The sequence below is a fragment of the Arsukibacterium sp. UBA5043 genome, assembly GCA_002415085.1.
In the GTDB taxonomy this organism is placed as follows: Bacteria; Pseudomonadota; Gammaproteobacteria; order Enterobacterales; family Alteromonadaceae; genus Alishewanella.
Genome location: DIBV01000002.1, coordinates 105,302 through 129,677 on the forward strand (window position 1 = coordinate 105,302; position 24,376 = coordinate 129,677).

Sequence of the window (24,376 nt, forward strand, 5' to 3'; positions counted from 1 at the left end):
GCTGAAATAATTAAATATAATTGTCCTGGTGGATCCGAATAAATAGATCTGTTCCCGATTTACTATAATCAACTTTATATTCTTTGTTGTTAAGCGCCTGGACAAATAATAGTGTTTTAGTTTCACCAAATACTTCAGTACTGGAAATATCAACAATTTCCATATAACGTTCTTTCGCTTCAACCTTATTAGCGGGTACCGATTCCTGAAACATCTTTACACCATGCCGGGTAATGATCAGCGGCGGATCGTTATCGTCATTTATGACGATTAAATCTAGTTTTTTATTTTTATGGATCAGGGTATTACGCCCACTAACCAAAAATGCTTTATCGTAGCTGTTCATGCACCATCCTGCCAAAAAAGAGGTTTTGCTTATTATGATACACAGTCGGCAGTGTGTCTAGGTCGCTGTATTCTGGATCATTTGCAGGCGCAGCTGATTAATTTGCTGACATAGCGCTGCCGTTTGCTCTGCACTTAATGAACTGCTGACAAATACTTCAAAGCCACTGGCTTGCGCCAGACGACGCATTCTCTGGCCAAAAACGGCTTTCACGCCGTTATAAGTGTGATGCTTGGTGCTGAACAGATCTTTTTCTACCAATAATTCGCTGGCGCACTGGCCATCGGCACAGCCTTGTTTTATTGCCGATAAAAATAATGGTCGTTGCTCTGTCATCAACCGCACCGCCAGGCGCAAGCGCAACGGTTGCAATAGCGCATCGTAATCAGTCACTTTAAAACCAATAAAGGATAGATCCTGGTGTTCCAACTGCGGTACAGCGCAGTACTGAAAACTGTGCCATGGCAGCAACCAACTGCCATAACGATGATAGAAATGAACGCCGACCTCATCACATTTCAGAAAATGCCTTGGCTCTGCCAGCTTAGCAAAACCCAGAAATATGGCCATTGCGGCGGCAATATAAGCCAATGCCAGCCACAAATTAAATTGCTCTGCAAATAACACCGTAAATATTACCAGGCCCAGCAGGGCGCCAAGGCCGGATAATAACAATCTGGCTCCCCCCTGATGGCTGGACTGACTAACTAACATTGGCTCCATTTAACCCTCGTTGCCCATGGTAAGCTCTGATTTTTACGCTTTAACGGTCAATACTGTGGCAACTGTTATACTGGATCAGCACGAGGCACCACAGAATACGACCAACGCCGCCGTGATTGCGATAACGGATAATCTGTTCCACCATTTAAAACATACAATACGCATTAAGTATTTTATGCAGTAAGCGGAGTCACTGTGACAAAAACTCATTCACGTCTCATCTGGGTAATCATGATAGCGTTAGCAGTGTTTCTTGGCTATCTGTATTGGCAGCAACAACAGGAGCCCGCAGCGGGCAGAGGCGCTGGGGCACCGGTTGCTGTAAGTACTGCTGAAGTATCGGTAAAGCCATTAATCCGGCAAATTACCTCGCTGGGCAGTGGCATTGCCAATAACTCAGTGCAAATAGTGGCACCTGCCAGTGATTTTTTAATTGAATTAAACATTCAGGAAGGTAAGCAGGTTAAAGCCGGCGACGTTATCGCAAGGCTTAATAATGTACAACAGCTGGCCAGAGTAACCGAGTTATCAGCGGTACTAACTGACCAGCGCCGGCAGCTGCAGCGGCTGGAGAATCTGGCCAACACCCAGGCTACGGCCCAGTCGCTGCTTGATGAGCAACAAACCCGGGTAAATACCACCTTAGCCCAACTTGATATTGCCAAAGCTCAGTTAAACGAATTAACAATTCGTGCGCCATTTGACGGCTATCTTGGCCTGCGTCAGGTCAGTCAGGGCGCTTACGTTAATGCGGGTACGGTACTTACCACCCTGGACGACTTAAATACCCTGAAAGTAGAATTCAGTGTAGCTGAACACTATCTGGCCGAGATTAAACGTGGCATGCCGGTGCATGTTACTAACGTTGCCTACGGCAATGTAGATTTTAAAGGTGATGTCAGCGCTATCGATACCCGGTTGGACCCGGTAACCCGCTCTGTCAGAGTACATGCCACCCTGGATAACAGCGATCTGCGTTTACGTCCTGGTATGTTGCTCAATGTCAAAGTTGAGCTGGCCAACGTGCCGGCGTTGCAAATATCTGAACGCGCATTGATACCACAACAAAACAAACAGTTTGTATTTGTGGTTAACGCTGACAACACGGTGAGCCAGCGTGAAATTGAAGTGGGTCAGCGGGTCCCGGGCTGGGTAGAGGTCGTAGCAGGCCTTTCTGCAGGTGAAGAAATTGTGGTTGAAGGCATTCAGAAGCTGAGACCTGGTCAGGTCATTAACCGGGTCGGAGCGCGATAATGCTGTTATCAGATTTATCAGTAAAGCGTCCGGTCTTTGCGACCGTTGTTAACTTGCTGCTGGTGGTGTTCGGTATTGTTTGCTTTACCATGCTGCCACTGCGAGAATTTCCAGACATCGACTCGCCGATAATCAGTATCAATACTAATTATCCGGGCGCCTCTGCTGAGATTGTTGAAACCAAGATTACTCAGTTGCTGGAAGACAGAATCAGCGGTGTTGAGGGTATTAAAAGTATCAACTCGAACAGTCGTAATGGCCGCTCCAGTATTACCATTGAATTTAACGTTGAACGCGATATAGACTCGGCTGCCAATGATGTAAGGGACAGAGTGTCACGGGCTCTGAATAACCTGCCTGACCAGGCCGATCCCCCTGAAGTATCCAAAGCCAATGCCGACGAAGATACCATTGCCTGGTTTGTGCTTAACAGCGAAAACATGACCACATTGGAACTGACCGATTATGCCAACCGTTATATTGTTGAACGCTTTTCGGTGGTTGATGGTGTAGCCCGCATTCAATTAGGGGGCTCGCGCGATTATGCCATGCGGGTCTGGCTGGACCGGGATGCAATGGCTGCCCGTGGCGTTACGGTGCAGGATATTGAAAGTGTCCTGCGTAATGAGAACGTTGAACTGCCAGCCGGTAATATAAAATCATTTGACCGCGATTTTACGGTAAGAGTTATCCGCACCTATAAAACAGAACAGGATTTCCGGCGGCTGGTGATTAAACGGGGCGACAATAATTATCTGGTGCGTCTTGGCGAAATCGCTGATGTGATGCTCACCTCAGAAGATGAAGAAAGTGAGTTTCGCGGTGACGGCAAAAACCTGCTTGGTATCGGCATTATTAAACAGTCTAAAGCCAATACGCTGGAGGTCGTTAAGGGCGCCCGCGCCGAAATGGAGCGAATTAAAGCCCAGCTGCCACAGGGGACCACCATAGAACCAGGCTACGATTCATCACTGTTTATCGCTGAATCTATTAAAGAAGTGTATAACACCCTTGGTATTGCGATGGGCATGGTGGTGTTGGTTATCTTCCTGTTTCTTGGCAATATCAGAGCCACTTTTATTCCCGCTATTACAGTACCGGTAGCACTGGTTGCCGCGGTAACGGTGTTGTTTGCGCTGGACTTTTCAATCAACTTGTTAACCCTGCTGGCCATGGTGCTGGCGATTGGTCTGGTGGTGGATGACTCTATCGTAGTGCTGGAGAATATTTACCGTAGAATAGAATCCGGAGAGAACCCTTTACTGGCCTCTTATCGCGGTGCCAGAGAAGTAGGTTTTGCGGTTATCGCCACCACACTGGTACTAATTTCAGTATTTGTGCCACTGGTGTTTATGCAGGGCCAGCTGGGCAAACTTTTTACTGAGTTTGCCCTGGCGATTGCCGCTGCTGTAGCGTTTTCCAGCGTAACTGCCCTGACCCTGTCACCCATGCTATGTAGCAAATTATTACGCCATCGCAAACGTGAATCTAAATTAGGCCATGCCTTACACCAGGGGTTCGCCAAGCTGGAAAACGGCTATCGGAAACAACTAGATGTGGTCACCCAAACCCGTTGGCCGGTGTTGGTAGTGGTGGTGCTGTGTTTTGCTGCCAGCTATCAGCTGGTTAAAATGTTGCCATCCGAACTGGCACCGACCGAAGATCGCGGTACTTTTTTTATCTCGATGACCCCGGCTGAAGGCGCCAGTTATCAGAGTAACAGCCGTAATATGCGGTTGATTGAAGATATTTTGCTGCCCTATTACGAAGATGGCGAATTTAACCGCTTGCTGATCCGGGTTCCTGGCTGGGGAGGGAGTGGTGGTATTGCCATTGTTGGTGCCGAAAACTGGAATAATGGCAAACGACGTACCGCCGAACTGATGCCAGAGGTCGCGGCAAAAATCAACGAATTGCCCGATGTCCGAGCGTTTACCTTTATGCGCAGTGGTTTAGGCGGCGGTGGCGGTGGCGGCCGGCCGGTGCAGTTTGTATTGCAGGGCAATACTTATGAGGAGCTGGCTCGCTGGCGCGATACCGTCATCAATAAGGCAAGTGAAAACCGTAACCTGCTGATGCTGGATCATGACTATAAAGAAACGGTGCCACAGATACTGGTAGAAATTAACACAGAGCGGGCTGGTGATCTTGGTATCTCTGTTGGCGCAATTGGCCGGGCCCTGGAAGCAATGCTCGGTGGCCGACGGGTGACCACCTTCTTAGATCGGGGCCGCGAATATGATGTTATTCTGGAAGGCTGGGACGATGATTTCCAGGCGCCAGGCACCATTAAAGACGTGTTTATCCGCTCAGACAGTACTGGCCAGTTAATTCCACTTGATAACCTGGTTACCCTGCGCGAAGAAGCAACCTCGGCTGCCCTGAATCGCTATAACCGGATGCGCTCTATTACTATCTCGGCCAGTCTGGCACCCGGCTACAGTCTGGGTGAGGCGTTAGAATATCTGGAAACGATTGTACAAACTGAAATCCAGGATACGGTGGGTATTGATTACAAAGGCGAGTCGCAACTGTTTCAGGAAAGTGGTGAGTCAACCTTACTGGTATTTTTACTGGCATTGGTCATTACCTATCTGGTACTCGCCGCCCAGTTTGAAAGCTTTATTCATCCGCTGGTGATAATGATTACCGTACCACTGGGGTTGGTTGGCGCCCTGTCCGGCCTGTATTTCTTCGATATGTCACTGAATATCTATAGCCAGATTGGTCTGGTCATGCTGATCGGCCTGGTAGCAAAAAATGGTATTCTGATTGTCGAATTTGCCAACCAGCTGCGGGACGCGGGCGTCGAATTTGAAGAGTCTGTCCGCCGGGCGGCGATTCAACGCTTACGGCCCATTACCATGACCTGCTTTACCACGATTATGAGCAGCTTACCGCTGATTATCGCCACCGGCCCGGGCTCTGAAAGCCGCATGGTAATAGGTATGGTGATATTTTGCGGTGTGGCCCTGGCTACCTTACTAACGCTGTATGTGGTGCCGGTAACCTATATTGCTCTGGCCCGCAACACCGGTTCACCGAAAGCGCTCAGCCTTGAATTGGCGCGACTGGAACAACAAGCACCGGATGAGCATGCGGCCGATGAGGTAGGGTCGAAGTAAATATTAAAACGGTAAAACAGTCCCATCCCAGTTCAGCAGTTTACCGCTGAGCTGGGGGGTTAAGCCTGATGCCACTGCCGCCAGCCGCTCGGCAGTGGCCGCAGTGCTTTGCAGCTGTCCGGACGGGACATTGGCCTGAAATGGTGCTGATAGCGCCGTGTTGGTAGTACCAGGATGTAAACTCACCACAGTGGCCGTTTTATTATAACGGCTAACTTCAATACTGCTGGTTTTCACCAGCATATTAACCGCAGCTTTAGTTAGCCGATAGCTGTACCAGCCCCCTAACTCGTTATCTGTGATGCTCCCGACCTTAGCACTTAGCACCAGCACTTTCACCTGAGGTTGTCTGGTTAAGTAGCTGAATAACGCTTTTAAATATAAAGCGGGTTGCAACACGTTAATGTCAAAACTTTTATGCATTTGCACAGCGTTCAGCTGACGCAGGGTTTTCTCCGGACCATGCTGATTATCATGCAACCAGCCCTGGCAAATAAAAATAATCGCAGGTTCAGCGGTAAGCGCCTCAGCAACCACCTTATGAACCGCTTGCTCGCTTACGCCCTCTGTAACATCGGTTTGATCGTCGGCAGGCGACAGCCAGCTAACGTCAGCCCTTTCCATCGAAACAGGACAAGGCTGACGGCTAATTGCCTGCACCTGATGGCCCTGATTACAGTAATGTTGCACCAGCCCAACGCCAATACCACTGCCGGCACCAATAATCAGAATATTTTCAGCCATGGGTCATAATCTCCTTTGCTGCAGCCACGCCGCTTAACCAGGCGTTCTCAATCCGGCCACCTTTTAACCAGTCGCCGGCAAAAGCCAGCTTTAGCCCCGCATGATAATCAGGCGTACTCTGAGTAACAGCGGGATTAATCTGCGCGTACAGCCATCGATGGCTTAGTGTATCGATGACATTAAGCTGCTGGTCAAAAATCAGCTCCATTTCGGCTTTAGCCAGCGCCGCCACCTGGGCTGGCTGTGCTTCTAAATGCAGAATTGAACACTGCGGACTAAAATGTACTAACCAGTTTTCCACCATGTGATCTCTACCTGGTTTAGTGTTTTGTCGCGCCAGCCAGCTGATATTACCTTCTTTGACAAAAATGGCATCGGCATCGGTTGTCAGCGGTCTGGCCAGCTGCAGATTTACCGCCCAACATGGCAGTAAAGCCTGGGCCTGGGCCTGCAACTGGTTCATTATCGGTATAATCTCACGGTATCCCAAGCCATCCGGCGCAGCGGCAGTTGCCAATAAGGTATGTAGCTGCACCGGTGGCAACGCTAATATCAGTGCCGTATAAGGGCCAAAACGTTTGTTGTGCTGGTCAAACAGATACCAGCCAGAATCTGACTGAGCATTTTTATTAGCAACGTTGTCAGTACCATTTTTGTCAGCAGCATTTTTGTCAGCAGCATAGTGCAGCCGGCTTATCCGGCAATTTAACAGCACGGGAATATCTGCCAGCAGTGCTTTTACCGGTGCCTGCATCGATGGATTGCCGACCAGACGAACGGTGCTATCAGATGACTGCAACAGCTGGCCTTGCTCATGCCGATAACAGACGGCCGGCCATTTACTGACCAGCCCATTAGATAGCCACTGACCAACCTGTTCGTTAAATGATTCACTGCGAGCAGTAAAGTACTGAGCGCCTAAATCCAGATAATGTCCGGCAACGCGTTTAGAACTCATTCTGCCGCCAGCAGAGCGCCCTTTATCAAAAACATCTACCTGCCAACCCGCCATAGTGAGCGTTTTGGCTGCTGCTGCCCCGGCCATACCGGCACCAATTACTGCCACCGTCATAAAAAGCTTTCCTGATTAGCAAACCGCTGTGGTACTTATTACGTTATGCTTAGACATCCCGATCGGTAATATCGTAATCAAACTTAACGGAGTACCAATGAGCATTGAGATTGCCACTTTTGGCGCCGGCTGTTTCTGGTGTCTGGAATCCGCACTGAACCAAATACAAGGCGTAGAGCAAGCACTCAGCGGTTATATGGGGGGGCACACCGATAATCCTGATTATCGCAGTATTTGTACCGGGTCTACCGGCCATGCGGAAGTGGTGCAGGTTCGGTTTAACCCGCAACATATCAGCTTTGAGCAGCTTTGCCAGATTTTTTTCGTGTTACACGACCCCACCCAGCTTAATCGGCAGGGCAACGATGTTGGTACCCAGTATCGCTCAGTCGTGTTTACCCATAACCAACAACAGGCCGATACGGTAAAGGCCATCATTGACGAATTAACCGCCGAGCAGCGGTTTGCCAAACCGATAGTGACGGAGATAAGCCCGGCCAGCACTTTTTATCCGGCTGAAGATTATCATCAGGGTTATTTTTTGCAAAACCCCCAACAAGGTTACTGTCAGGTGATTATTGCGCCGAAAATGGCAAAGTTCCGGCAACTGTTTAGCAGTCTGCTAAAATAAAAAAACCGCCATTTAAGCGAAAATGACGGTTTAATAAGGCTTATATCACTTAACCAGAACAAGGTTTTACGTCCAAACCTTGCCAGGCAGCGATGTTCAACCTTTCAGCACAGTGGCAACAGAACGGGCGAAATAATCAATATTGTTATGGTTTAAGCCGGAAATGCTGATCCGGCTTGAACCCACCATATAAACACTAAACTCAGCTTTTAAGCGGTCTATTTGTGCTTTAGTGATCCCCAGAAAACTGAACATTCCATGCTGACGGCTAATAAAACTGAAATCGTCTGTAACGCCTTCTGCCGCCAGTTTATCAATGATCAGCTGCCGGTAGTCATTGATCCGGTTGCGCATGTCAGCCAGCTCCTGATGCCATAATGTGGTGAGTTCCTGACTATCCAGAATATGGCCAACGATAATAGCGCCATGGGCCGGCGGCATTGAATAAATACTACGTACCACACTGAGTAAATTAACCCGGGCAATTTCAGCCACTTTACTATCAGTTGCTACGATGCTAATGGCTCCAATACGCTCACGGTATAAGCCAAAGTTTTTAGAACAGGAGCTGCATAGCAACAACTCCGGTACATGATCAGCCAGATAGCGCAGACCGGCGGCGTCTTCGTCCAGACCACTGCCGAAGCCCTGATACGCCATGTCGACCAGTGGGGTAAAACCACGTTCGATGGCTATGGCAGTAAAACGCTGCCATTGTTCAAAGGTTAAATCCATACCGCTGGGATTATGACAACAAGCATGCACCAACACGACATCACCGGCAGAAATGGTATTTAAATCGGCAAACATTTGCTCGGTTTGCAGGCCTTTGGTGGCATAGTCGTAGTAGGCGTATTCTTTAACTTTTAAACCCGCCGCCTGAAATAACGAAATATGATTAGCCCAGGTAGGAGTAGTTACCCAGATGGTGGCGTCAGGGTTGGCTCTTTTAATAAACTCTGCCGCTACCCGCAATGCACCTGTGCCGCCTGGGGTATGAGCGGTTGTTACCCGATTTGCCAGCAACACCTGATGCGCAGGCCCGAATGCCAGTTTTTCTATATGGGTATTGAAATTCAGATCCCCCGCCATACCAATGTAGGTTTTGCTGTCTTCCTGGCGTAAACGTAAGGCTTCAGCTTCTTTTACACACTTGAGTACTGCGGTATGACCCTGCTCGTCTTTATATACCCCTACGCCCAAATCAACCTTGTTCGGATTAGGATCGGCTTTGTATTCGGCCATCAGGCCAAGAATGGGGTCAGTGGCAACCGTTTGTAACTGAGAAAACATAAGGTTCTACCTGATTATATAGTGTTGCAATAAAAGTAAGCCGACAGCCTACTTGCTAGGGTAACTTGTTAGGGCAAATAATCCGGCACTACCAAGCACACCGCTACCAGTAACGCCATGGCAGCAGGCGTAAAAATAGCTTGCTGAAAATGTTCAGCATCGACAATACCGGCTATTTTGCCTGATTGGTCAAACAGAGGCAAACATGCTTCGGCCTGCACTTTCGGATCGCAGGTGTAATACTCGCCGCCAGCCGCTAAATATTCAGGCACACTATTGATAACCCGGCCCTGACCGGTTAGGCCCACCGTACTATTGTTGCTGATTTGGGCAAACTCGCTGTTCAGCGGAAACTCAGCCCGCGATGCCGCGCCATAATAAGCCAGTTTAACCAGTACCTGCTCACCATCAGTATTGGCGCGGGCCTGGTAAATACCAAACCAGTCCTGGTTGCTATGCTGCTGATAATAGCTGGCAATAGCACTGAGTTTGCTAAGTGCCAGCGCATTGACCGGGGTTTCGCCACCCAGGATAGGCGCCAGCCTATAGGGCTCCGCAGCCAGGTGACCAAACAAGCTGCACGCGCCCCCTTCGCCCAGTTCCGGCACCTGAAAATGCCAGCTAACCGGGCCCGTTGCCGTTTGCAGATAGTGCGAAAGCGCCACCCGGTTTTGCTCAATATCAGCGCTGATATCGCCATACTCAGCCAATAAACCACTTTGTTGTAAATACTCAAATGCCTGCATACTTCACCGGGCTAATAGCCGTCCAGATTTCTAAAATTCGGGCTATTTTAGCAGAAGCGATTAAAAAGCCAAGCAGGACCGAGAAAAACTTGCTGGTCGTCAATCCGCTCGGTAAGCTGGCATTAATGCATTGTAACCTCTGAATTTTACGGCGACAGTTATGGCACAGAAAATTTCGCTTGACGACTGGCAGCAGCAACTTGGTCGGCGCGACAGCAGCACAGACACCGCCAGCAACAGCAATCTGGTATACAGTACGGAAAGTGGCAGTATTGCCAAACCCAAAGCCGCAGAACAGGGTGGCACAGCTTATCCGGATGGTGCTGTCCGCCTGCGCCGGGAAAAGAAAGGCCGCGGCGGCAAAACCGTGCTAACGATAAGCGGCATCGCTAAGTCGGCGGCAGAGCTGGCAGAAATTTGCGCCGGATTAAAGAAAAAATGCGCCTGTGGTGGCGCAGTTAAAGACGGTATTATTGAGATCCAGGCCGATAAACGGCAACTCATAGAACAACATTTAAGCCAGTTAGGCTTTAATGTGAAATGGGCCGGCGGGTAAGCCCGGAAAATTTTTTGCAGCATAAGCAAAACAACAGGAATTTCTATGCAACAACTGTCACCTGCTGATCTACACATTTTACTGGTTGAGCCGTCAGATACGCAGCGAAAAATTATCAGCCGCCACCTGCAGATGGAACAAGTACAACATATTAGCGAGGCCAGCTCGGTTAGCAGCGCCATTGTGCAAATTAGCGAACATCAACCCGATTTAATTGCTTGTGCCCTGCATTTTGCCGATGGCACCGCACTTGATTTACTGCAGAATATTAAACAACAGCCCACACTGGCAGAAATACCCTTTATGCTGGTATCCAGTGAAACCCGCAAAGCAATGCTGGAAGAATTTAAGCAATCCGGTGTGGTCGCTATTTTACCGAAACCTTTTACCACGGCGCATTTGGGCAAGGCACTGAATGCCGCCATCGATTTACTCAGCCCAAGCGAGCTGGAGCTGTCATTATTTGATGTGCATGATATTCGGGTGTTAGTAGTAGATGACAGCCGGTTGGCCCGCAATCATATTAAAAGGGTATTAACCAATTTGGGCATTCAGCACCTGACAGAAGCTGAAGATGGCCAACAAGCGATTGAAATTTTAAAGCAAAAAATGTTTGATTTAGTCGTAACCGACTACAACATGCCGGAAGTGAATGGCCGTGAGCTGACCCAGTATATTCGTGAAAACAGCCAGCAATCTCATATTCCGGTACTAATGGTAACCAGCGAAGCCAATGACACCCACTTAAGTAACATTGCTCAGTCCGGGGTTAATGCCATGTGCGACAAGCCTTTTGAACCTGAACTGGTAAAGGCACTGCTCTATAAATTACTAGAGCAGTAATAGCTCGTTGGCAGCCAGCAACCTGGCTGCCAGCAGCCGCGCTTTATTCCCGATTGTAATCCTTACCAAAAACCTTATTAAAAAAACTGTCTGCTTTCCATAAAGGTCGCTGCGGCGTATTGGCAATATCCCGCGCGATATTAAAGTTAATATCGGCAAATACCGCACCCGCGTCATACCGCAGCGGGCCATACTCTTTCGTTAAGCTGGCAATATCGTCAGAAGGCTTATGATAATGTTTGGCAAAGAAGCTGCCCCAGATTTTGGCGCCGTCCTGCTCTGGATCTTTCGACGTAAAGCCAGTCATCAGAAATACCGCCGGCACGCCTTGCTTGACCAGGGTAAAGTGATCTGAACGGGTAAATATCGCCTGCTCTGGCATTGGATCCGGGCTGAGCGCGATACCTTCTTTAGCAGCGGCCTCAGCCACGACCTGGCCCAGGGTGGAGTGATTTGCCCCAAACGCAATTAAGTCAGCAAACGGATACAATAATACCGGCATATCCAAATTAACGTTGGCGACCAAGCGCTCTATTGGCCGGGTCGGATTAGTGGCAAAATAATCTGCACCCAGTAAGCCTTTTTCTTCTGCTGTGACCACCACAAATAAAATGGAACGTTTGGGCTTAACCGCGAGTTCACTGAACATCCGCGCTGTTTCCAGCAAAATCGCCATTCCGGCAGCGTTATCCATGGCACCATTATTTATTTTATCTTCGCTGCGTAAATCGTTACTAAAACCGATATGGTCTGAGTGGGCGGTGATCACCACGTATTCGTCAGCAAGCGTTGGATCGCTGCCTTCAAGCACAGCGATAACATTAGGGCTGCTGATCTGCTGATGACTGCTGCTGGCGCTTAAACTGGCGCCACTGCTTAAATCAAAGCCTGCTGGATGCTGGCCGGCGTCTAGCATACCGAAAATATCAGCCAGACTGTGTTGCTCCTGCTCAAATAAGCCGGCAGCAGCATCAGGGTGCAGGTATGCTGCAGCTTGTAACTGGCTGTTACCGTTACCCGGCTCGCCGTCGGCAGTTAACCAGGCCAGACGCGGTGTGTTTAGATACAACAAGCTATTGGCGTAAGGGCGGTTTTTTTCCTGCTGCGGCGTGTGGATAGTAATAACCCCGATTGCACCACGCTCTGCGGCCAGCTTGCCTTTAATACTGCCAAGATAAGCCCGTTCTTCGCTTGGCAAAGACGCCGGCAATCCCGCCAGCTGCACCACGATTTTACCGGTCACATCAAGCCCGGCATAATCATTAAGCCCAAACTCTTCTGATACTAAACCATAACTGACAAATACCAGTGGTGCGCTAACCGCCACCTCGGTTTGATTGATCGAGGCACCGCTGAAAAACTGCTGCGGATAACTCAGCTGTCTGACGGTTTCACCCCGGCTAATACTAAGTTTGACACTGTCCTGTTGCACCCGGGCAGAACGCAGTGGTACCTGCTGAAAATAACTGTTGTTATCCCCGGCAGGTGCCAGACCCAATGCCTGAAACTGACTGGCAATATAATTTGCGGCAATTTGATGGCCGCGGCTACCGGTATCCCGGCCTTCCAGCTCATCACTGGCTAAAAACTGCAGGTGGGCCTCTATTGCTGCCGGACGGGCGCTAAGCTGTTGCTCAGACGGTTCATTAGGGGCTGAGCAGGCACTTAATAACAGCGCCAACGTGACACTGCTGCTTAATTTATACAACATGGACTCTCCAAAAATAAAAGTGCCAGTACGTACTGGCACTTTTTCTAATGACTATTCACTATTTACTATTCAAACGAAGAGATTAATCAGCGCGGTTATAGCGCTGTTTAAACCGTTCATGCAGTTGCTTGTGATGGTTGGTTAAATCTACGGCACGGCCATCAATCCATAAATGCTCAATTTTATGACCCCGGTAGTCAAAAATATCGCCATCTGAGACCACCAAACTGGCGCTCTTACCCACTTCAATACTGCCTAAGCGGTCGGCCACCCCGGCGATTGCCGCGGCATCCAGCGTTAATGCCCGCAGTGCATCTTCACTGCTCAGGCCGTAGCGGGTAACATGGCCAGCGGCAAATACCAGGTTACGGGTATCCCAGAAGCCATCCAGCGATAAGGCGATCCTGACACCCGCCTGGCGCAACTGGCCGGGTACCGAAAAAGCCTGGTCGTATGCTTCATCGCCGCGGGTTGGCAAGCCATAAGGTGCGGTATAGATCACATCTACCTTAGCGTTAGCCAGCTCATCAGCTAAACGCCAGCTATCGCGACCGCCAACAATGACCAACCGAACCTGGTATTTTTCGGCTAGCAACATGGCCTGACGAATTTGTCGTGGGTCATCCGCATGGACAAATAAAGGCAGCTCACCGGCAAAAAATTCAAGCATGGCATGCCAGCGTGAATCTTTTCCTTTGTTCAAACCAGCTTGCTCCGCCAGATAATAAGCATGGGCCTGTTGAAAATACTGATGCAGCTCTGCCAATTGTTTCTGCTGCTTCTCACGCTGTTTCTCTGCACTGTCCCGCACCCACCAGCCACTTTGCACACTCATCCGTGGCCAGCTTACATGCAAGCCGACATTGGCCTGTACGGTAGCATCCTGCCAGTTCCAGGCATCCAGCTGCATAAAAGCAGAACGTCCGGTTAACATGGCACCATCAGGATAAATTAAACTATGGCTAAAACCATTACTACGGATTGTTGGGATCACTACCGAATCTGCGTTATAGGCGACCTGCACCTGCAGATCCGGATTGGTGGAACTGGTCTCACGATCATCCCGGGTAGCGCGCACCGCTTCGACTTCAATTAACCCTAGCTGGTTAATCAGCGCAATTAAGCCCGGGTAAACATGCTTACCCGTTAAATCAAGCTGCTGCGCATCCGCCGGTACGTCTAAGTTAGGGCCAATCGCCGCAATTTTACCGTCTACCAGCAGCACATCCTGTTGCGCTGGTGCCGAACTTACGCTGTGTACAGTAGCATTTTGCAACAACAGCGGTTGTTGCTGTTTGCCACCGGGTACCGGGTTTACTGCCGCAACCGATGTTGAAGCCAGTGCTGTTGCCAGCACTATTATTTTCGTCAATTTTTTCATTACAGTCGCTACTCCCTAGTGCTGCAGATACTGATGGTTTTGGCTATCAGCATGACTGGCATGGTCAGCGTGCTGACCAAACCGCAGTTGTAACCAGTCGGCATTGTCTTCACAGTGCCAGATAGGATCGTCTTGCTTGTACGCATGCTCAGCACCGCTACGGGCAGAATCGCCCCCGGTCAGCACTTTCTGGATAAGCTGCTGCTTTTCAGCAGCCTGGGCAGCACGTAACGTCAAATCTTCGTTACGATCAAAATAACGGGCACCGCCAATCCAGGTTTGCTGTACCTGAGCATAAACTGACAGTGGATGGCCATCCCATATGACAAAATCAGCTTGCTTGCCTTCTGCTAATGACCCTACTTTGTCATCAATTCTCAGCTGTTTTGCCGGGTTAATGGTCACCATCTTCAGTGCTTCGTGCTCGTCCATATCACAATACATCGTCGATTTGGCGGCCTCCTGATTTAACCGGCGTAACAAGCCCGGATCATCAGAATTAACACTAACCAGCAGCCCCTGCTCATGCATCAGACAGGTATTGGTGGGAATAGCATCATTGACTTCCATTTTAAAACCCCACCAGTCGGCAAAGGTTGATACGCCGGCGCCATGCTTTTTCATCTCACTGGCGACCTTGTAGCCTTCCAGAATATGAGTAAAGGTTTGAATATTAAAACCCATTTCCTCAGCTACTTTAATCAGCATTAAAATTTCTGAGGCAACATAAGAGTGGGTGTGAATATGGCGTTTGCCTTCCAGTATTTCGACCAAAGTCTCTAACTGATAGTCACGCCTTGGTGCCAGTACATTACCTTGCTGACGCTTGGACAATTTGTTATAGGCCTGCCAGCTGGCCTGATACTCTTTTGCCGCCTGGAAGTTATCCCGGATAAAGGTTTCAACACCGATCCGGCTTTGCGGATAACGGCTGGTAAACTCACTGCCCCAGTTCGATTGCTTGACGTTTTCACCCAGCGCAAATTTAATGCTGCCGGGGGCTCCGCTAAACTTCATACCTTCTGCTGACTCCCCCCAGCGCAGGCTGATAATCTGTGCCCGACCGCCAATAGGGTTGGCACTACCATGTAACAATTGCACCGCGGTAACACCACCAGCCAGGCCACGATAAATATTGATATCATCAGGGTTAACTACATCCCCTATATGCACTTCTGCGGTATTGGCATGGCTGCCTTCATTTACCCCCTGCTCTGTCGCGATATGGGAATGCTCATCAATAATACCCGGGGTAACGTGCAGCGCTTTACCATCGATCACAGCATAACCACGAGGGGTACTTAGTTGCTGGCCAATCTTGCTTATTTTACCATCACGAATAATCAGATCAGTATTTTCCATTACCCCCTGCTCGGTTGCTGTCCACAAGGTTGCATTTTTAATGTGCAGGTTTTGTTGGGTTGGTAAACTCTCCCGGCCAAAGGCGCGGTTAGGATACGTCAGTTTTGAGAGCATCGGCGCCGGCGCTTTATCGGCTTTGCCATCAGCTGCTGTGGCTGCCGTGCGGTTGCTTGTTACCGCCAGCTCACTACCATCGGCTTGTTGCCATTGGCCGGTTAATTCGCTACCGCGCAATATACCACTGAACTGTGCAACTTCGGCTTTACCGGTCAGTTTTTCAAGTGGTGCACTAAACTGCAGGTTCTGGCCTTGCACCACCAGATGTTTTAATTCAACTTTGTCTTCACCGAGCTTAAGCTGCCCTTTCAGTTCAGGTGAATGACCGGTCAAACTTAACGTGAAATTATTGTCCGCGACAGTCAGCGGGTAATTGCCGGCAAACTGCGGGGCATTAAGTGGCGCAAATTGCTGTAACTGGCCGGCGAGCCAGGTGGCAACAATTTCACCATCTTCAAATAAATCACCGCGGCTTACCACAATATCGGCCTGATAGCCGCTGGCGATCTTACCAAGCTGTTGTTGCAGCCCGAGCATGCTGGCAGGAACGGTAGTTAACGCCGCCAGCGCTTTCTGTTGACTCAGGCCATGTTTTACGGCTTGACGCAGGTTGGGTAAAAAGTCTTCTTTTTTCTTTAAACCATGGCTGGTAAGGGCAAAGCGCACGCCAGCTTGCTCCAGCGCAGCGGCATTAGCAGGAGCTCGTTCCCAATGGCGCAAGTCTGCCAGGCTAACATCGATATGCTGATCTGGCAGCGTTACTTCTGGTGCGGCCGGAAAATTCAGCGGTAACACCAGCGAACGCCCGCTCGCTTTTACTTCAGACAATCGATTGTACTCATGTCCGGAACCTAAAATAACCGCATTACTAATATTAAATTCTGCCAGAATTTTATCCGCTCTGAGCAATGCACGCTCGTCATTGGTGTCGAACAATACCCCAAGGTTGGCGGCTTTTGCCACGTTAGCTAGCGCGGCGTTGTATTCAACGCCGCCACTGACAAAACGAAAATCTTGTTTGGTTTGCGCAGCCTGATACCAATTTGCATCGGCAAATGTCTGGCGAATAAGCGCGATGCTGCCCATCAGCGACGATGGGTAGCTCTGTTTAGAGCTGCCTTTGCTAAATGACATAAACTGCTGACTGTCAGCTTTGAGTACCAGATCATTTGGTAAACCTGGAGCCAGCGAGGCCACAAAGCCTGTGCCGCGAAAGATACCGTCATGGCGGGCGCTTTGCACTGCAGTAAAGCCCTGTTTAAGCAGTTTTTCTGCTGCTTCCGGGTCAGGTTTGAACTGGTCGACCCAACGCTGCTGGGCATGAATAGCAGCGTTAGCCGCATTGCCGCCAATACGTTCGTTCTCATACACTGGCTTAGAGCCGAAGCTGTAACCTTCAGCTTTAGCCGCCGCTGGCAGACCATACTGCGTATAAGGATCAATAAAACCAGGATATAAATGATATCCGGCTAAATCGATGCTCTGGTAGCCCTTTGGTACCTTGACATCACGGCTAACGGCTTCAATTTTACCGTCTCGGATAAGCACCATAGCACCAGAAAGGGCCTGGCCTGGCTCGGTGACTACAGTGGCGTTGATCAACGCAATCAAATTCGGCGTTTTATCGCGAATTCCCAGTTGCGGTGAGGTCTGATCGGCAATACTACCTGTGCTAAAAGCACCAAGCAGAGCCATGCTGAACATGGACAGGCGGGCTGGTGTCATAGAAGTTTCCTGATGTTATTGTAATACAATATTTATTATGTAATTAGGTATTAACAGTGAAATTAAGCTGGCTCAGTTCCTGCTCGGCCAATGGCATGCTGTAAAAGTAACCTTGCACTTCAAAACAGCCATTAGCGCGCAGAAATTCAACCTGTTGCAGTGTTTCAACACCTTCCGCCACTACCCGCAAATTCATCTTCTGGGCCATCGCAATAATGGCGGCAACGATATCCATATCGTTTCGATCTTGCGGTATGTCCTTGACGAAAGAACGATCTATTTTCAGCTCATCAACCGGAAAACGTTTTAAATAACTGAGCGACGAATAGCCTGTACCAAAATCATCGATAGATAAAGAGACACCGAGGCGTTTTAACTGATTTAACTGGTTAATAGCCGCATCGGTATCGCCCATCAGCATGCTTTCGGTAATTTCAAAGATAACCGCCTGTGGTTTTACGCCAGTTCGTTTTAATATACGCTCGACAATAAGCGGTAAATCCTGATCATTGAACTGGCGCACCGATAAGTTTATCGACGATGTCACGTCATAACCGCGACTTTGCTGCCGGGCCAGAAAACGGCAAGCTTCCCAGATTATCCACTCGCCAATCTGCACAATAAGGCCGGTGCTTTCGGCTACCGGAATAAATTTAACGGGGGGCACCAGGGTGTTGTCGGGACGCAGCCAGCGGATCAGGGTTTCATAGCCGGTAATAATATCCGTCCGGATATCGATCTTAGGTTGGAAATACAGTAAGAACTGATGTTCACGAATGGCCTCTCGCAACTGATTTTCAATTTGCAGCCGTTCATTAGCAGCATCATTCAAATCCTGACTGAAAAAATGAAAGGTATTTTTGCCACGGGCCTTAGCTTCATACATTGCCAGATCAGCATGCTTTAGCAACAGTTCCTCTTCTGAGGCATCTTCTGGTGCTACCGTGATACCGATACTGGCGCTGATCGCCACGTCGTGATGGCCTAATTTAACCGGTTCATGAAATGCTTGCTGCAGATTGGCAGCAATAGTCGAAGCCTGTTGCCGGTCTTTAATGCCACTTAAAATAACCGCAAACTCGTCGCCGCCTAGTCGCGCTATGGTATCTTCTTCCCGTAAGCGTGAGGTGAGCCGTCTCGCCACTTCTTTTAGCAACTCATCACCCGCATCATGGCCAAGGGTATCGTTGATCCGTTTAAATTCATCTAAATCAAAATATAACAGGGCAAAGTTGTAATAGCCCCGATGCGCCATGGCGATAGCTTTGCGCAACTGATCCCGAAAATAACTGCGGTTTGCCAGCCCGGTTAAAATATCGTAATAGGCCAGATGCTCCATTTGCTTCTGGCTTTGCTTGATAAAAGAAATATCCTGCATCGCACAGACATAATTAAGCAAGGAGCCAATATCATCGCGGATAGGGGCAATTGCCAACGACACCCAAAATTGTTTGGCTGGCAGCTTTTGATGTTGCAGTAAAATATCACCACGCCAATGCTGACGTTCATGCAGTGTCTGGGTAATTTCAGCGCTAAGTTGTTCCATCTCATCTGCCAGCAGCATATTCAACGGCTGGTTTACTACGCTGCGTTCATCACACCCCAATAGCTCAGTCAGAAACGGATTCAGGTATTCTATACTCAGATGCGGATCCGTCAGCATAATACCCGAACTGGAGAATGACACGGCCTTGCTTAGCTTACGGGCAGCCCGTTCGGCTTGTTCCTTTTCAGCAATCCGGTCATTTAAACCTGTTACTAACTGGCCAATTTCTGCTGACATTCCGGTAAATGCCCGGTTTAACGCACCAATCTCATCATTTTTGTTATCCAGGGCAACCTGTGCCAGATCGCCCCGACTCAGTTTTACTACCGCGGCAGAGAGCCGGTTTAGCCGTTTTAACCCAAACTGATAGCTGATCAGGTGTAACAGTGCAGCTAACGCAACCGCCACCACAATAAATATGAAGGCTATGCGCCCGCGATATTGCTGACGCGCGGTCACAATGTCGGCTTTATCCAGATAAACGGCAGCATGCCACTCAAGATGTTTTAATGGCGCCGCAGCAAATAAATATTCGCTTGCTTGGTTATTCGCTGCGGCAGGTTGGATAATATGTGTGATGTGTGCTCGAAGCACAGAGTCTGCCACCTCTTCTCCCGGGTAAATCATATTTTTAGTCATGCCATTTTCCTCGCGCAGCGCGAAGGACTGGTCTGTAGTATTACCAGAAGAGGTATTTAAATTGTTCAGCGGCGGCTTAATCGCTCTGCCCTGAGTGTTGAAGAGCAAAACCTGAGCATGGCGATGCCAATAGCCAATATTATTAATATTGCGAGTTAACTCGCTTAGCTCCAGATCAGCCACGCTAACACCGACAAACTGCTCTCTGACATAAACCGGTACCAGAATACTTACTACCCAATCCTGCCAGATAGGATGGTAATAAACGGATGTCAAGCGAGATAGCCTGGCAGGGTTATTTTCAGGGGTTGCTTCAAGATAATACAAATCTGTGCGCAGATCGTGTTCTGGCGCTAACTGCTGCAACATTGCCGCCGGCGCCACCCGGATAAACTGGTGTTTGCTGACAAAATAAAATCGTGAGAATTCCTCCAGCATAAAAGGTGACAACTGTTGCCAGACAAGCTGACTATCACTGAATACGGCAATAGCATCAGATTTAAGGTTAGCAGCGGGTATGGCGGCTGCAGAGAAACTATCCTGTTGGCGCACGATATTATCGCTGTCGGGCCGCGGAATATTGCGGGTCGAACGAGATTGCTCAGTCAGATAACGGCTAATAACCTGACTGGCTGATATGGCTGTCTTTTCTTTATTATCCAGTTGTAAATCCAACTGGCGCGCATAGTTTTTTGCGGTGCGCTGCAAGGCGCTTTGCTGTTGTTCGAACTGGGCCAGCTCTTGCAGCCAGATAACAGCATAAGCAAATAGCAGCCCCGCCACTACAATTGCGAGAAACGCTACAACTGAGAATTTAAGCCCCAGTGAGTTCATCCCTGTTGGTTTTGTCGTGTTTACATCCTTCAATGAAGCGACCTTGCTATTGTTATAATAAATTCACTCTGGTACAACAGACTCTAGCCGAATACTATTGTAAATACCTCAACATTATTGCATGCAAAACCAACAAAAGAGAACGCACAAATGAAAAAAGCCTTATTTGCCGGCCTTACTGCTCTTATCATATCTGCACCACTGGCTGCAGCAACGGCATTTACCGACGCTAAAGACGCTGTTCAATACCGTCAGGCAGCGTTTCAGTTGATCCGTCATAATATGGCGGATATTAATGAAATGATTAAAGGAGAAGTAACTTTTGACGCAGCCCGGGTGCAGAAACGAGCTGACGCCCTGGTATTGGTCACAACGCTGCCCTGGGAAGCATTTCAGGTAAGCGGCACCGAGCAGGGTGGTGGTGATGCTAAAGCTGATATCTGGCAGAATCTGGATGATTTTCTTGAGCGTGGTGAGAAGCTGGCAGCTGATGCCAGCCTATTGCAGACTGCCGCACAAACCGGTGATAAAAGTGAAATTCGCAAGGCCTTTGGCAACTTTGCCCGAAACTGCAAAGCCTGCCATGACAATTACAAAGAGTAATACACTGCCCGAAAGTATTACCGGGGCGCTGTGTTAAAGCAGCGCCAATAACGCCCGTCCCTGCCAGTAATACAATAACCACAGCAACACCAGCAGCAACACAAAAAAGCTCCAGCTATGGCGCAAAGTAGGTTGGCAGGCATCGTCGCCTGACGTGTTGCCGGTAAACAGGGTTTTAATCACATTGTCATGCCGCCAGCTATGCCACAGCGCAAAAAACACATGCACCGCTACCAGCACCAGAATAATATTAATATTAAATTTGTGTACCGCCGATGCGACATCAACCCAACTGGCCGGCAATATCGCCACTAACGGACCATCACTCATGTAGCTGTTATCAAAGGTTGCCAGACCACTGATAATTTGCAGTGCCAGCAACGCTAACAGGGTAAATATCATATAAGATGAGGCCGGATTGTGGCCTACCACTGGTTTAGTGTGCCGCAAATAGTTTATTGCCGCGCCCGGAGTAGCCACAAACCGGCGGAATCTGGCGGTTTCACTACCCCATATTCCCCAGCCTATCCGGGCAATTAATAATGATGCCAGGCCATAAGCAAATAACTGATGCAGGGCGATATAGCCTTCACTGCCGCTATACCACAGGCCGGCAACCAGCAAAACCATGGTCCAGTGGAAAAACCGCACCGCGCTATCCCATACTTTTATTTTTTGCGCCATTCGGATCGCTCCTGCTATGCTAACTTTTTGGTTTTTATGATAACGGATCAAGTCGATGAAAGGAATTAAATGGCTACTGCTCACGATCGCACTCATTAGCCTGGCAATAGTGCTGGCAGGCTACTTCTGGTTGCGCTTGAGTTTACCCCAATATCAGGGTGAGCAACGTGCCGCAGTGGCTAATCCGGTAACGCTTGACCGTGATGCGCTCGGTTACCTTAGTGTCAGCGCCGCAGATCGGAATGATGCCGCATACGGCATGGGTTTTGCCCATGCGCAGGAGCGCTTTTTTCAGATGGATCTGGCCAGACGCAGTGCCGCTGGCACATTAGCTGAGTTGTTTGGTAAACGGGCATTAGCCACTGATATCGAACGGCGCAGACACCGTTTTGCTGAGCGGGCTGAAGCCACTTTAGCAACATTTTCTACTGCTGACGTGCAACTTCTGAGTTCATACAGTCGCGGGGTGAACGATGGCCTGGCTTCATTAACCGTTGCGCCTTTCGAGTATACGTTGCTCGGAAGCCAACCTGCGCCCTGGCAAGAAACCGACTCAGTGCTGGTTATTTACAATATGTACCTGGAGCTGCAGGGAAAGTTAGGTCGTGACGAATATGCCATGACAATATTGCACGAGGCAATTCCTCTGCCCTGGTATCAGTTTTTACAACAGCATAGCAGTGACTGGCAGGCCGCTATTGACGGTTCCGTAGTAACAGCCACTGCAATGCCTGACAGCCCCTACCCGGAAATTCTGCGTCGTACCGGTTCTTGTCAAGCGTGCACCCCAAAAGACAGTGCCGACCTGGGTAGCAACAATATGGCAGTGATGGGCCGGTTAACCAGTCATGGAACGGCAATAGTGGCCAATGATATGCATTTGACCATAAGAGCGCCCGGCACCTGGTATAAAGTACAACTAAACTGGCGCAATGACGGTAGCTGGCAACAGGTAACGGGTTTAAGCCTGGCAGGCGCGCCAGCCATCGTGGTCGGCAGCAATGGCCATATCGCCTGGGGCTTTACCAATAGTACGGCAGACTGGCACGATTTAATTAAGCTGCAGCTATCGGACGATGGCAATTCCTATTTAACGGCACAAGGCTGGCAGCCGCTGCAACGCTACTACCAAACCATTACGGTCAAAGATGACCAAGATTACCCGCTGCAATTGCAGGAAACGCAGTGGGGCCCTTTTATCACTTACGGTAAGCAAACCTTTGCGCTGCGCTGGGTTGCCTATGATCCCAGCGCGGTAAATTTTAATTTGCTGCGATTAGAAAACAGTAAAAATACGGCCCAGGCGCTGGCGCTGGCGCCGATAACGGGAATTCCAACCCAGAACATGCTGGTTGCTGACAAAGAAGGCAATATCGGCTGGACGCCACTGGGGCCTTTACCCGCACGACAGCTAAGCGACTGGGACACCGCGCAAGACTGGAGCGATGGCAAGCAAAACTGGTCTGCCAACCTCAGTGCTGAGCAGTATCCAAAGATATTGAACCCTGAAGCGGGCGTATTATGGACCGCGAATGCCCGCAGTGTCGGTGGCGAGGCTTATAAGTTACTTGGCAACGGCGGCTATGATCTGGGTGCCCGTGGTCAGCAAATACGCAATAACCTGTTAAGTCAGCGTCCATTGGATGAACAAGCGCTGCATCAAATTCAACTGGACAACCAGGCGCTGTTTTTAAGTCGTTGGCAGCAATTGCTGCTTGACGTGTTAACCCCCGAGGTTACTGCTGAACATCAACTGACAGACTATCGATTACTACTGAGCCAAAGCAGCCGCTATGCCGCGCCCGACGATATTGGCTACACCCTGGTACAGCAATTTCGCCAGCAAACGATTGAGTTAATGTTCCAGCCGCTCTCTGCACTGCTGGAGCAACACAGTAGCCGCAGTGCCTATTTAAAATATTCCCTTGAAACACCAGCCTGGGCCATGCTGCAGGAACGCCGGCCCGACACCCTGCCCGCAGACTTTACTGACTGGTCGCACTTATTGTTGCAGGCAGTACTGAACAGCAAGCAGCAGCTGGAGCAACAGCATGGTAGTGTTCAGGCAAGTCGCTGGGGGCGGCATAATCAGGCAAAAATTAACCATCCGCTAAGCAATGCCATTCCAGTACTCGGTGACTGGCTCAACATGCCGACCTCAGAGTTTGCCGGAGATCGCCATATGCCACGGGTTCAATTGCCCTCTTTTGGGCAGTCACAACGAATGGTTGTCGCGCCAGGTCAGGAACAAGACGGTATTCTTACCATCCCCGCAGGCCAGTCTGGCCACCCGTTGTCACCCTTTTACCGGGCTGATCACCAATATTGGTTAAATGAAGTCGCTTTGCCATTTTTACCCGGCCCGAAAAAATATCAACTAAGGTTAGTTCCCGACGCTTGACTTTAGCCATCCAGACGGATTATGGTGCTTAATATGAAAACATATTACTGCACACTCGGTTTTTTTAGCTTTACCACCCCATAGGGGAGGTAACTGGCCG

General features: G+C 49.4%; 18 protein-coding genes. 7 read left to right on the top strand and 11 right to left on the bottom strand.

The features are described 5' to 3' along the window. Nucleotides 1-10 precede the first annotated feature (10 nt). Entirely contained in the window at nucleotides 11-346 is a 336-nt protein-coding gene (locus B2Q61_RS02625) for a hypothetical protein (protein ID WP_290621089.1), read from the bottom strand. Between the two features lie 57 nt (nucleotides 347-403). Then, complete coding sequence (locus tag B2Q61_RS02630; RefSeq protein WP_290622765.1) at nucleotides 404-1,069, bottom strand: DUF2982 domain-containing protein; 666 nt, start codon at nucleotides 1,067-1,069, stop codon at nucleotides 404-406. A gap of 195 nt (nucleotides 1,070-1,264) precedes the next feature. Here B2Q61_RS02630 and B2Q61_RS02635 point away from each other — a divergent pair, with 195 nt between their 5' ends. Continuing rightward, a complete protein-coding gene (locus tag B2Q61_RS02635; RefSeq protein WP_290621085.1) occupies nucleotides 1,265-2,323 on the top strand; it encodes an efflux RND transporter periplasmic adaptor subunit in 1,059 nt (352 codons plus the stop codon). Then, nucleotides 2,323-5,448, top strand: coding sequence for an efflux RND transporter permease subunit (locus B2Q61_RS02640; protein ID WP_290621083.1), 3,126 nt, complete (start codon nucleotides 2,323-2,325; stop codon nucleotides 5,446-5,448). The genes B2Q61_RS02635 and B2Q61_RS02640 overlap by 1 nt, the downstream gene beginning before the upstream one ends. A 3-nt stretch (nucleotides 5,449-5,451) precedes the next feature. On the opposite strand, the gene B2Q61_RS02645 is transcribed toward B2Q61_RS02640, so the two are convergent. Beyond that, a complete protein-coding gene (locus B2Q61_RS02645; RefSeq protein ID WP_290621081.1) occupies nucleotides 5,452-6,192 on the bottom strand; it encodes an SDR family NAD(P)-dependent oxidoreductase in 741 nt (246 codons plus the stop codon). Continuing rightward, nucleotides 6,185-7,264: an NAD(P)/FAD-dependent oxidoreductase gene (locus tag B2Q61_RS02650; protein ID WP_290621079.1), complete on the bottom strand. Its 1,080-nt coding sequence runs from the start codon at nucleotides 7,262-7,264 to the stop codon at nucleotides 6,185-6,187. Before B2Q61_RS02650 ends, B2Q61_RS02645 begins: the two co-directional genes overlap by 8 nt. Nucleotides 7,265-7,361: 97 nt before the next feature. Here B2Q61_RS02650 and msrA point away from each other — a divergent pair, with 97 nt between their 5' ends. Further along, nucleotides 7,362-7,895 carry a peptide-methionine (S)-S-oxide reductase MsrA gene (gene msrA / locus B2Q61_RS02655; RefSeq protein WP_290621077.1) on the top strand — a complete coding sequence of 178 codons (534 nt, stop codon included), beginning with the start codon at nucleotides 7,362-7,364 and terminating at the stop codon, nucleotides 7,893-7,895. A 96-nt stretch (nucleotides 7,896-7,991) separates the two neighbouring features. Here the strand turns inward: msrA and B2Q61_RS02660 are convergent, their stop codons facing one another. Further along, nucleotides 7,992-9,188 (bottom strand): aromatic amino acid transaminase, encoded by a 1,197-nt coding sequence (locus B2Q61_RS02660; protein ID WP_290621075.1) that lies wholly within the window; start codon nucleotides 9,186-9,188, stop codon nucleotides 7,992-7,994. Nucleotides 9,189-9,256: 68 nt separating this feature from the next. Beyond that, the gene (locus B2Q61_RS02665; protein ID WP_290621073.1) at nucleotides 9,257-9,934 is read right to left on the bottom strand and encodes a GAF domain-containing protein; all 678 of its coding nucleotides are present in this window, start codon (nucleotides 9,932-9,934) and stop codon (nucleotides 9,257-9,259) included. Between the two features lie 160 nt (nucleotides 9,935-10,094). Here B2Q61_RS02665 and B2Q61_RS02670 point away from each other — a divergent pair, with 160 nt between their 5' ends. Both B2Q61_RS02670 and B2Q61_RS02675 read left to right on the top strand, forming a co-directional pair. Further along, entirely contained in the window at nucleotides 10,095-10,490 is a 396-nt protein-coding gene (locus tag B2Q61_RS02670; protein WP_290621071.1) for a translation initiation factor, read from the top strand. 45 nt (nucleotides 10,491-10,535) lie between these two features. Then, nucleotides 10,536-11,333, top strand: coding sequence for a response regulator (locus B2Q61_RS02675; RefSeq protein ID WP_290621069.1), 798 nt, complete (start codon nucleotides 10,536-10,538; stop codon nucleotides 11,331-11,333). Between the two features lie 43 nt (nucleotides 11,334-11,376). On the opposite strand, the gene B2Q61_RS02680 is transcribed toward B2Q61_RS02675, so the two are convergent. The 4 genes from B2Q61_RS02680 to B2Q61_RS02695 form a co-directional block, all read right to left on the bottom strand. Then, nucleotides 11,377-13,044, bottom strand: a complete 1,668-nt coding sequence (locus tag B2Q61_RS02680; protein ID WP_290621067.1) for a M28 family metallopeptidase — start codon at nucleotides 13,042-13,044, stop codon at nucleotides 11,377-11,379. An 82-nt stretch (nucleotides 13,045-13,126) separates the two neighbouring features. Further along, nucleotides 13,127-14,425: an amidohydrolase family protein gene (locus B2Q61_RS02685; RefSeq protein ID WP_290621065.1), complete on the bottom strand. Its 1,299-nt coding sequence runs from the start codon at nucleotides 14,423-14,425 to the stop codon at nucleotides 13,127-13,129. Nucleotides 14,426-14,440: 15 nt separating this feature from the next. Then, on the bottom strand, nucleotides 14,441-17,569 hold the full coding sequence (locus B2Q61_RS02690; protein WP_290621063.1) for an amidohydrolase family protein: 3,129 nt from the start codon (nucleotides 17,567-17,569) through the stop codon (nucleotides 14,441-14,443). A gap of 43 nt (nucleotides 17,570-17,612) precedes the next feature. Then, entirely contained in the window at nucleotides 17,613-20,621 is a 3,009-nt protein-coding gene (locus B2Q61_RS02695) for a bifunctional diguanylate cyclase/phosphodiesterase (RefSeq protein WP_290621060.1), read from the bottom strand. Between the two features lie 117 nt (nucleotides 20,622-20,738). Here B2Q61_RS02695 and B2Q61_RS02700 point away from each other — a divergent pair, with 117 nt between their 5' ends. Continuing rightward, the gene (locus B2Q61_RS02700) at nucleotides 20,739-21,191 is read left to right on the top strand and encodes a c-type cytochrome (RefSeq protein ID WP_290621058.1); all 453 of its coding nucleotides are present in this window, start codon (nucleotides 20,739-20,741) and stop codon (nucleotides 21,189-21,191) included. 33 nt (nucleotides 21,192-21,224) lie between these two features. Here the strand turns inward: B2Q61_RS02700 and B2Q61_RS02705 are convergent, their stop codons facing one another. Continuing rightward, entirely contained in the window at nucleotides 21,225-21,875 is a 651-nt protein-coding gene (locus B2Q61_RS02705) for a cytochrome b/b6 domain-containing protein (RefSeq protein WP_290621057.1), read from the bottom strand. Between the two features lie 55 nt (nucleotides 21,876-21,930). On the opposite strand from B2Q61_RS02705, the gene B2Q61_RS02710 reads away from it, so the two are divergent. Continuing rightward, complete coding sequence (locus tag B2Q61_RS02710) at nucleotides 21,931-24,276, top strand: penicillin acylase family protein (protein WP_290621055.1); 2,346 nt, start codon at nucleotides 21,931-21,933, stop codon at nucleotides 24,274-24,276. Nucleotides 24,277-24,376: the final 100 nt, after the last annotated feature.

Excerpts from the sequence above, each read along its gene's own strand:
- B2Q61_RS02680 (WP_290621067.1), bottom strand. The coding sequence starts at position 13,044 with ATGTTGTATAAATTAAGCAGCAGTGTCACGTTGGCGCTGTTATTAAGT.
- B2Q61_RS02700 (WP_290621058.1), top strand. The coding sequence starts at position 20,739 with ATGAAAAAAGCCTTATTTGCCGGCCTTACTGCTCTTATCATATCTGCA.
- B2Q61_RS02690 (WP_290621063.1), bottom strand. The coding sequence starts at position 17,569 with ATGACACCAGCCCGCCTGTCCATGTTCAGCATGGCTCTGCTTGGTGCT.
- B2Q61_RS02670 (WP_290621071.1), top strand. The coding sequence starts at position 10,095 with ATGGCACAGAAAATTTCGCTTGACGACTGGCAGCAGCAACTTGGTCGG.
- B2Q61_RS02640 (WP_290621083.1), top strand. The coding sequence starts at position 2,323 with ATGCTGTTATCAGATTTATCAGTAAAGCGTCCGGTCTTTGCGACCGTT.
- B2Q61_RS02710 (WP_290621055.1), top strand. The coding sequence starts at position 21,931 with ATGAAAGGAATTAAATGGCTACTGCTCACGATCGCACTCATTAGCCTG.
- B2Q61_RS02705 (WP_290621057.1), bottom strand. The coding sequence starts at position 21,875 with ATGGCGCAAAAAATAAAAGTATGGGATAGCGCGGTGCGGTTTTTCCAC.
- msrA (WP_290621077.1), top strand. The coding sequence starts at position 7,362 with ATGAGCATTGAGATTGCCACTTTTGGCGCCGGCTGTTTCTGGTGTCTG.
- B2Q61_RS02665 (WP_290621073.1), bottom strand. The coding sequence starts at position 9,934 with ATGCAGGCATTTGAGTATTTACAACAAAGTGGTTTATTGGCTGAGTAT.
- B2Q61_RS02650 (WP_290621079.1), bottom strand. The coding sequence starts at position 7,264 with ATGACGGTGGCAGTAATTGGTGCCGGTATGGCCGGGGCAGCAGCAGCC.
- B2Q61_RS02630 (WP_290622765.1), bottom strand. The coding sequence starts at position 1,069 with ATGGAGCCAATGTTAGTTAGTCAGTCCAGCCATCAGGGGGGAGCCAGA.
- B2Q61_RS02645 (WP_290621081.1), bottom strand. The coding sequence starts at position 6,192 with ATGGCTGAAAATATTCTGATTATTGGTGCCGGCAGTGGTATTGGCGTT.
- B2Q61_RS02660 (WP_290621075.1), bottom strand. The coding sequence starts at position 9,188 with ATGTTTTCTCAGTTACAAACGGTTGCCACTGACCCCATTCTTGGCCTG.
- B2Q61_RS02675 (WP_290621069.1), top strand. The coding sequence starts at position 10,536 with ATGCAACAACTGTCACCTGCTGATCTACACATTTTACTGGTTGAGCCG.
- B2Q61_RS02625 (WP_290621089.1), bottom strand. The coding sequence starts at position 346 with ATGAACAGCTACGATAAAGCATTTTTGGTTAGTGGGCGTAATACCCTG.
- B2Q61_RS02685 (WP_290621065.1), bottom strand. The coding sequence starts at position 14,425 with ATGAAAAAATTGACGAAAATAATAGTGCTGGCAACAGCACTGGCTTCA.